This window comes from Streptomyces sp. NPDC088194 (assembly GCF_040702025.1).
Taxonomy (GTDB): Bacteria; Actinomycetota; Actinomycetes; order Streptomycetales; family Streptomycetaceae; genus Actinacidiphila.
In genome coordinates, this window is the sequence record NZ_JBFBIV010000024.1 from 105,523 (window position 1) to 113,978 (window position 8,456).

Below are 8,456 nucleotides of genomic sequence, written 5' to 3' on the forward strand. Positions count from 1 at the left end.
CGGCACCATGACCACGGCTCGCGCCGCGACGCCGTCCCCCGCCGCCGGCTCCTCCGCTCAGGAGGCCGGCGGCGCCGGGACCGCTGCCGCCCCCACCCCCCGCAAGGCCACTTTCGGCAACGCCACTTTCCGCAAGGAGTCCTCCCGGAAGGCCGGCCCCCGCCGCCGGCCGCGCGCCGCCGGATGGCTCGCCGTCCTGCCGCTGATCGTCTTCGTCCTGGTGGTCTTCGGGCTGCCGGCCTTCGCGATCGTCACCAACGCCTTCAGGACGTCGGCCGGCACGCCCGGCGGCCGGCACTGGACCACGGACAACCTCAGCCAGTCGGTGCACGGCGCCTACCTCACCGCGCTGTGGGGCAGCGTCAAGCTCTCCGCCCTGACCGCGGCCGTCGGCGTGCTGGCCGGCCTGCCGCTCGCGCACGCCGTCGTGACGTCGCGCTTCCGCGCGCTGCGGGAAGGCGTGCTCGCCGCCTCCGGCGTGCTGGCCAACTTCGGCGGCGTGCCGCTCGCCTTCGCCTTCGTCGCCACCCTCGGCAACTCCGGCGAGCTGACCCGCGCCCTGAACCTGGGCGGGCACGGCTGGAGCCTGTACTCCTTCACCGGGCTGAGCGTCGTCTACCTGTACTTCCTCGTGCCGCTGATGGTGCTCACCATCACCCCCGCGCTGGACGGCCTGCGGGCCCAGTGGCGCGAGGCGGCACAGAACAGCGGCGCCACCAGCCGCCAGTACTGGCTGCACGTCGCCCTGCCGGTCCTCGCCCCCTCCCTGATGGGCGGCTTCGTCCTGCTCTTCGGCAGCGCCTTCGCCGCCTACGCCACCGCGGCCGCGATCGTCGGCAGTTCCGTGCCGCTGATCACCCTGCAGATCGCCAACGCGCTGTCCGGCAACGTGCTGGCCGGGCAGGGCAACGTGGCCCTCGCGCTGAGCCTGGACATGATCGTGATCGCGGGCGCGGTGATGGCCCTGTACATCCCCCTCCAGCGCAGGAGCGCACGATGGCTGCACTGACCCCGCCGGCCACCGGCCCCGCCCGGCCCGCGCGGGCACCCGGCGGCCGCCGCCGGCCCCGGCTGTGGCGCGGGGTCGTCGGCCTCGTCGCCGCGCTGTACTTCCTCGGCCCCATGGTCTTCTCGGTGCTCTTCACCGTGGACGTCCCCGGCCAGGGCCTGACCTTCGGCTCCTACCGCGGGATACTCGGCGCCGAGGGCTTCGGGAGCAGCCTGCGGCTGACCCTGGAGCTGGCCGCGGCCACCTCCGCGGTGACCCTGCTGCTGCTCGTGCCCGCGCTGATCGCCGTGCGCCTGACCGCTCCCCGGCTGCGGGTGCTGGTGGAGGTGCTCTGCTCGCTGCCGCTGGTGGTGCCCGCGGTGGCGCTGACGGCGGGCATCAGCTCGGTGTTGCAGTGGGGTCCCGACGACTTCGCCGACACCCCGCTCTTCCAGACCTTCAACGCCGTGCAGAACCCCGGCTTTCCGGTGGTCCTGCTGCTCGCCTACGTACTGATGGCCCTGCCGCTGGCGTACCGGACGCTGGACGCCGGGCTGCGCGCGGTCGACCTCACCACCCTGGTCGAGGCCGCCCGCAACTGCGGGGCGAACTGGCCGCGCGCCGTCCTCCAGGTGGTGCTGCCGAACCTGCGCGGCGCCCTGCTGAACACCTGCTTCCTCACGCTGGCCCTGGTGCTGGGCGAGTACACCGTCGCCTCGATCCTCGGCTTCCGGCCGTTCGCGGTGTGGATCGTCTCCCTCGGCGGCAGCAACGCGCAGATGTCGGTGTCGGTCTCGGTGCTCAGCCTGGTCCTCACCTGGGTGCTGCTGCTGGTGCTCGCCGCCGCCGGGCGCGGCCGATCGGCCCGTACCTCCGCCGGCAGCCGCGGCATCCGTACCTCCCGCAGCAAGCGGAGCGATCGCGGCCCCCGCGGCGCCCGCACCGCACCGACGCCCACCGCCGAGGAGAACTCATGACCGCCACCACCGCGGCCGCCCAGGCCGCCGCGCACGCGCCGGGAACCGGCGGCGCCACCGTCGAACTCCGCGGCCTGCGCCGTACGTTCGGGAGCACGGTGGCGCTGGACGGGCTGGACCTGTCCGCCGGGCCGGGCGAACTGCTGGCGCTGCTCGGCCCGTCCGGCTGCGGCAAGACCACCGCGCTGCGCATGGTGGCCGGTTTCGAGCATCCGGACGCCGGCGACGTGCTCGTCGACGGCGAGGACATCACCGGCGTGCCCGCCCATCGGCGCGGCGCGGGCATGGTGTTCCAGTCCTACAGCCTCTTCCCACACCTGACCGCCGCCGGGAACGTCGCCTTCGGGCTGCGGATGCGGGGCGCCGGCAAGGCCGAACAGCGCGGCCGGGCAGGTGAGTTGCTGGACCTGGTGGGCCTGTCCGACCTCGCGGGGCGCTACCCGCACCAGCTGTCCGGCGGGCAGCAGCAGCGGGTCGCGCTGGCCCGCGCGCTGGCGCTGGAACCGCGTGTACTGCTGCTGGACGAGCCGCTGTCCGCTCTCGACGCCAAGGTCCGGCTGGCGCTGCGCGAGGAGATCCGCCGGCTCCAACTCGACCTGGGGATCACCACGTTGTTCGTCACCCACGACCAGGAGGAGGCGCTGTCGATGGCCGACCGGGTGGCCGTCCTGCGCGCCGGGCGGCTCGAACAGGTCGCGGCCCCAGCGGAGTTGTACGCCCGCCCGGCCACCGCGTTCGTCGCGGAGTTCGTCGGCACCATGAGCCGCATCCCCGCGGCCAGGGCCGGCGGCGGCCCGCAGGTCGAGGTGCTGGGCGCACGGCTGCCGGTGCAGGGCGAGCTGCCCTCCGACGGCGAACTGGACGCCCTGGTACGGCCCGAGGCCGTGCGGGTCAGCGCCGATCCGCGCGGCGCCGCGCTGGTGGTCGCCGCCTCCTTCCTCGGCGCGGTCACCCGGGTCACCGTGCGCCTCCCGGACGGCACCGAGGTCAAGGCCGACGTGCCCACCGAGAGCGCCGCCGCCTTGCCGCTGGGCTCGCCGGCCGCGCTCACCTTGCCCGAGCGTCCCGTGCTGGTGGACCGCCGGGCCGCCTGACCCGCTCCCGGCCGACTCCGAACTCCCCCTCCAGGAAGGGCATTCGTGCACTCCCGTACCGTCCGGCTCCGTCCCGCCGCCGTCCTGTTCGACATGGACGGCACCCTCGTCGACACCGAGCACCTGTGGTGGCGGGCCGTCACCGAGATCGCCGACCGGCTCGGGTACCGGTTGACCGACGCCGACCTGCCGGAGGTGGTCGGCCGCCCGGTCGGGCACACCGCCGGGTATCTCCACCGCGTCGTCGGGCCGGCCGTCACCGAGGCGAGGATCGCCGCGGAACTCGACGACGCCTTCGCCGCACGCGTGGCCGGCGACGTACGGCCGCGGCCGGGCGCGCTGCGGCTGCTGGCGGAACTGCGGGACGCCGCGGTGCCCGCCGCCCTGGTCACGGCGTCCCCCCGGCGGGTGGTCGACCTGGTGCTGCGGACGCTGGGGGCGGACTGGTTCGCGCTGACCGTGGCGGCCGAGGACACCGCCCGCCCGAAGCCCGACCCGGGACCGTATCTCGCCGCGGCGGCCCGGCTCGGGGTGCCGCCCCGGACCTGCGTCGCGGTGGAGGACAGCCCGCCCGGCCTGGCCTCCGCGCGGGCGGCCGGCTGCCGGGTGGTGGCGGTACCGTCCACGGTGCCGCTCGCGCCGGGGGCCGGCGTCCTGGTGGTCGGGAGTCTGGAGGAGGTCGACCTGGCGCTGCTCTCCTCGCTCGACGCCGCCGGGGTCTGATCCCCGCCGCACCCGCCGCCCGCCGCCGGGCCCGACCAGCTCCCCGGGAGTCACGTTGCCCTACCTGCTGCTCGCCCTCGCCATCGCCTGCGAGGTCTGCGCCACCAGCTGCCTGAAACTCACCGACGGCTACACGCGGTTGCTGCCCACCGTCGGCGTGGTGATCGGCTACGTGGTCTCGTTCGTCCTGCTGGGGCGGGCACTGACCCGGATACCGGTGTCCGTCGCCTACGCCGTCTGGTCGGGGGCCGGCACCGCGGCGGTGGCGGCCATCGGAGCGGCAGCCTTCAACGAGGCGCTGGGGTGGCCCCAGTGGACGGGCATCGCCTTGATCATCGCCGGCGTCGTGGTGCTGAACGTCCACCGCGCCTGAGCGTCGGGCGTGGGCGTCGGGCGTGGGCGTCGCGCCTGAGCGTAGGGCGTGAGCCTCGGGCGTGGGCGTCGGGCGTGAACGCACCCCCGGCCCGACCCGCCCGCGTGCCCGCGTGCGCGTTCGATCCGGCCTCCGGCCTGCCCGGCCCCGCCTCCGGCCCGAATGGCGGGTGAGATGTTGCCGCGCCGGGGGGCCGTGGTGACGATGAGCGGGACGTCACCCCGGTACCGATGAGCGCGGGGCCGAACCGCGCCGGTCACGGCGAGCGGAAGGAGCCCGTGCGATGAGGGTCATGCTGAGTGCCCGAATGGACACCCAGGTCGCCAACAAGGCGATCAAGAACGGCGCCATGGAAAAGCTCATGCAGTCGCTGGCGGCGCAACTCAAGCCCGAGGCGGCCTACTTCTTCGCCCGCGAGGGCGAGCGGTGCTCCCTCTTCGTCTTCGACATGCAGGACAGCTCGCAGCTGCCCGGCATCGTCGAGCCGCTCTTCGAGGAACTCGGCGCGCGGATCGAGATCCAGCCGGTGATGAACGTCGAGGAGCTCCGGAAGGGCCTCGCCGCCGCGCGCTGACCGCCCCGGGGCCGCCACCTCCACGGCCGCCCGCGTACGTCGCCGCTCGGCGAGCGGCCTCGTACGCGGGCGGCTCCATGACGCGGAGCGGCCCGGTACGCCTCGCGCCCCGCCCACTCCTCCCGCTCCCTCCGCCCGCTCCCTCCGCCCGCCGCCCCGCTCCCGTCGGTCAGAGTTCATCTGCGACCGGTGTGCCGCTCACCCGCGCGCTGCTGAAATGAATGGCGCCGGCGAGCAACAGGACGTGTCACAGGGCGACTTGGAGGTCCGAGCTGATGAAACTCCGGTATGCGGGAGGTGCGGCCGCGGCGGTCGCCGCCGCGATGGCGCTGCTGCTGCCGCAGGCGGCGTACGCGACCACATGGACCAGACTCCCGGACTACTCCACCTGGACCGGGATCACCGCGCTGGAGCGCGGGCAGGGCATCGCGACCGACGGCACGTACTTCTACTACTCGGGCACCTACAGCCTGGACAAGGCGACGGTCGGCGGGAACCAGGAGACCGCCTCCAACGCCCTGGCGATCCCCGCCGCGTTGAGCGGCCCCTACGGCTCCGACCACATCGGTGACATCGACGTCTACGGCGGATACGTGATCGCCCCGCTGGAGGACGGCAGCGACTACCAGCACCCGCTGCTGGCGCTGTACAACACCGGCGACCTGAGCTGGACCGGGCGCTACGTCCAGTTGCCGCTGGCGCTGCTGCCCGGCGGCGTGCCGTGGGTGGCCGTCGACGCGGCGGCCGGGCTCGTCTACACCGCGGCGTGGAACCAGGACGCGGCCCTGGGCACCGACGAGTTGGTCGCCTACCGGCTCGCCGACCTGCTGTCCCTGCCGGCCGGGGCGGCGCTGCCGGTCGCCCGGACCGTCCGGCTGTCGCGGCCGCTCAGCCGAATCCAGGGCGCGGCCATGCTGAACGGCGTGCTCTACGCCTCGGTGGACGGCGACGGCGACAAGGCGGTGTACGGGATCGACCCGTCGACCGGTGCGGTCACCCGCGCCTTCTCGCAGGACGTCCAGCCCGACGACGAGGTCGAGGGGATCGCGGCGCTGGACCTCGGCCCGAGCGGCGGCCAACTGCACGTCCTGAACGTGGGGTCCGGCTGGAAGTCGATCTTCCTCTACCTCCAGCACTACCAGCCGGCGGGCTGACCTCGCCCGCCTGAGCCCGCGCCGGCCCACCGCCGGCGCGGGCCGACGCCGTACACCAGCACTGCCGTCACGGGGGGACGAGCCGACCATGGGCGACTACTTGAGCGCCGACAACATCGTGGCGCTGGTCACCGCGCTGATCGGCGTCGGGGTGTCGATCGGCGTGGTCTGGTACGAACGCCTGGTCCGCGGCAAGAGCATCGGCTACCGCGTGCAGATGGACATAGCGGTCGACAGCGACAACGAACTGTTCAACGCGCTGCCCCGGATGCCCGACGCCACGCTGGTCCTGCTGCGCATCGAGAACGACGGCGCGGAGGACATCCGGCAGAGCGACTACACCGACCGCGACGAACAGCCGGGCCTCACCGTCCGGTTCGCCGGCCGGCACGTGCAGAGCGCCGCGGTCACCCAGCCCGATCCCAGCGGCCTGATCGAGCACTTCAGGCTGTCCGCGGACGCGACGGGCGTACGCCACCAGGGGAACAAGGTCTTCCTGCCGCGCGTGCCGCTCAACCCGGGTGAGCACTACAAGTTGCTGATCCGGCTCACCGGCGGTCCGGTCCGCTCCAGGGTCGAGATCACCGGCGGGATCGCGGGCGGCCGGGTGAAGCCCAACCGCTCGGTCCCGATGGACGAGAAGCCGCCGCTGTTCAGCCGGCCCAGCCGCCTGATCACCCTCATGCTGACCGTCTGCGTCACCGTACTGGCGGGCATCATCATCGTGGGCAAGGACACCCCGCTGCCGATGGGCTGCGCGACCGGGCACCTCACGGTCACCGGTTCCACGGCGTTCGCCCCCGCCATGGACCGGATCGCGCACGAGTACCAGTCCGAGTGCCCGCACTCCACGGTCACGGTGGCCGCCCAGGGCAGCGAGCAGGGCGTGCGCCAGTTGTCGGAGGAGGGCGATGCGGCCGGCAAGGGCGCCGCGCCGGCCGTGATCGCCATGTCCGACGGCCCCGCGCCGGACGGCGGTTACCCGAACCTGCGGGACCACCGCGTCGCCGTCATCGCCTTCGCGCTCGTGGTCGACGACGACGTGCCGGTCAGGAATCTGACCACCGGCCAGATCCGGGCGATCTACCGCGGCGACATCACCAACTGGGACCAGCTCGGCGGCCCCGACCTGCCCGTCCTCCTCGTCAGCCGCAGCGCCGACTCGGGCACCCGGGACATCTTCCGCAGCCGCATACTCGGCGGCCGGGGCGAGCCGGCCTTCACCTCACGCGACTGCCGGCACAGGAACTCCCCCTCCGACAAGGTGATCCGCTGCGAACTCGACAGCACCGGCGAGGTCCTCCGGACCGTCGCCCGGCAGCCGGGCGCCATCGGCTACAGCGAACTGGGCGCCGCCACCACCTCCGCGGGAGTGCGCACCCTGACCATCGACGGGCACGCGCCCACGCCGCAGGCCGTGGCCGACTCCAGCTACCCGTTCACCGAGATCGAGTACGCGTACACCTACGGTCTGCCGCCCGCGGACTCGCTCGCCGCCGGTTTCCTGGACTTCACGCTCCGCGGCGCCGGCCAGGACCTGCTGACCGCCGGCGGCCACCTCCCCTGCTACACGCCGGAAGGGCTGAAGCGCTGTCAGGAGCCCGCCGCCGGCGCGACGACGTAGCCCGGAGCGGACCGGCGTAGGCGGCGACGTAGCGCGGAGCGGACCGGCGCACGCGACGACGTAGCGCGGAACTGCCGGGGCGCGGCGTGACGTTCGTCTCCGTCGTATGACAGCGGTCACCGTCCCGTCACAGGCGGCGCACAGCGGAAACCCCCGCAGGCGCCTCGCTGTCCTCATGAGTGTCAGCCGATGCAAGTGACCAGCTCATCGCTAGGGGAAACCATGATCCGCCGTACCGCACTCGCCACCGTCGCCCTGGGTTCCGCCGCTCTGCTCCTCACCGCGTGCGGCTCTTCCCACTCCGCCGCGAGCGGGCCGGCGAACGGTGCCAAGGCGTCCACCACCGGTTCCGCGGCCCCCTCGAACCCGGCGAGCCCGGCGACCCCGGCGACTCCCCCGAGCAGCCCGGCCGGCGCCGGGAACGCGCCCGCCCCGAACGCGGCCGCGCCCACCACCGCGCCCGCGCCCGCGCCCACCACCGCTCCGGCCGTCGCACCCGCCGCGCCCGCCGCCGCGACCAGGACGGCGAAGCCGATCCACACCCAGACCCTGGTGGACGGCAGCAAGGCCGAGATCTACAAGCTCGGCGACGAGCACTACCTCGCCAAGGTCGTCCACAACGGCGAGCTCTTCGTCACGCTGGAGACCCACGGCCACGACGCCGGGCTGGACGCCAACGACATGTTCATCGAGCTCTCGCTGGACGGCACCCTCCACTCCTGGATGGGCGGCGGGAAGCAGGGCCCGGGTACGTTCAAGCTCGCGGGCGGCTGGACCGCCAAGGTCACGAAGATCGGCGAGCTGCGCTACCGCGCGCAGATCCTCGGCAACGAGGGCGAAGTGGACGCCACGGTGGACGAGGTGGTGATGTCGATCGCCGGGAAGACCCGGCGTTCGGCGAGGAAGCGGTCGAGGTGCAACTCCATGTTGCCGGTGCTCTTGAGCTCCT

The 8,456-nt window shown here is 73.5% G+C and carries 9 protein-coding genes; all 9 read left to right on the forward strand.

The window, feature by feature from the left end; genetic code table 11:
- Window positions 1–7 precede the first annotated feature (7 nt).
- The gene (locus tag AB0399_RS15975; protein WP_366411692.1) at window positions 8–1,009 is read left to right on the forward strand and encodes an ABC transporter permease subunit; all 1,002 of its coding nucleotides are present in this window, start codon (window positions 8–10) and stop codon (window positions 1,007–1,009) included.
- Window positions 1,010–1,122: 113 nt separating this feature from the next.
- Complete coding sequence (locus AB0399_RS15980; RefSeq protein ID WP_366411698.1) at window positions 1,123–1,965, forward strand: ABC transporter permease subunit; 843 nt, start codon at window positions 1,123–1,125, stop codon at window positions 1,963–1,965.
- Window positions 1,962–3,059, forward strand: coding sequence for an ABC transporter ATP-binding protein (locus AB0399_RS15985; RefSeq protein WP_366411693.1), 1,098 nt, complete (start codon window positions 1,962–1,964; stop codon window positions 3,057–3,059). The genes AB0399_RS15980 and AB0399_RS15985 overlap by 4 nt, the downstream gene beginning before the upstream one ends.
- Window positions 3,060–3,104: 45 nt before the next feature.
- Window positions 3,105–3,782: an HAD family phosphatase gene (locus tag AB0399_RS15990; protein ID WP_329364631.1), complete on the forward strand. Its 678-nt coding sequence runs from the start codon at window positions 3,105–3,107 to the stop codon at window positions 3,780–3,782.
- A 55-nt stretch (window positions 3,783–3,837) separates the two neighbouring features.
- Entirely contained in the window at window positions 3,838–4,155 is a 318-nt protein-coding gene (locus tag AB0399_RS15995) for a multidrug efflux SMR transporter (protein WP_329364632.1), read from the forward strand.
- A gap of 283 nt (window positions 4,156–4,438) precedes the next feature.
- Window positions 4,439–4,729: a hypothetical protein gene (locus AB0399_RS16000; protein WP_366411694.1), complete on the forward strand. Its 291-nt coding sequence runs from the start codon at window positions 4,439–4,441 to the stop codon at window positions 4,727–4,729.
- Between the two features lie 275 nt (window positions 4,730–5,004).
- Window positions 5,005–5,883, forward strand: a complete 879-nt coding sequence (locus AB0399_RS16005) for a hypothetical protein (RefSeq protein ID WP_366411695.1) — start codon at window positions 5,005–5,007, stop codon at window positions 5,881–5,883.
- An 88-nt stretch (window positions 5,884–5,971) separates the two neighbouring features.
- Window positions 5,972–7,507 carry a substrate-binding domain-containing protein gene (locus AB0399_RS16010; protein ID WP_366411696.1) on the forward strand — a complete coding sequence of 512 codons (1,536 nt, stop codon included), beginning with the start codon at window positions 5,972–5,974 and terminating at the stop codon, window positions 7,505–7,507.
- 222 nt (window positions 7,508–7,729) lie between these two features.
- Window positions 7,730–8,456: hypothetical protein (locus AB0399_RS16015; RefSeq protein WP_366411699.1), on the forward strand; the 727-nt coding region annotated here is incomplete at its 3' end.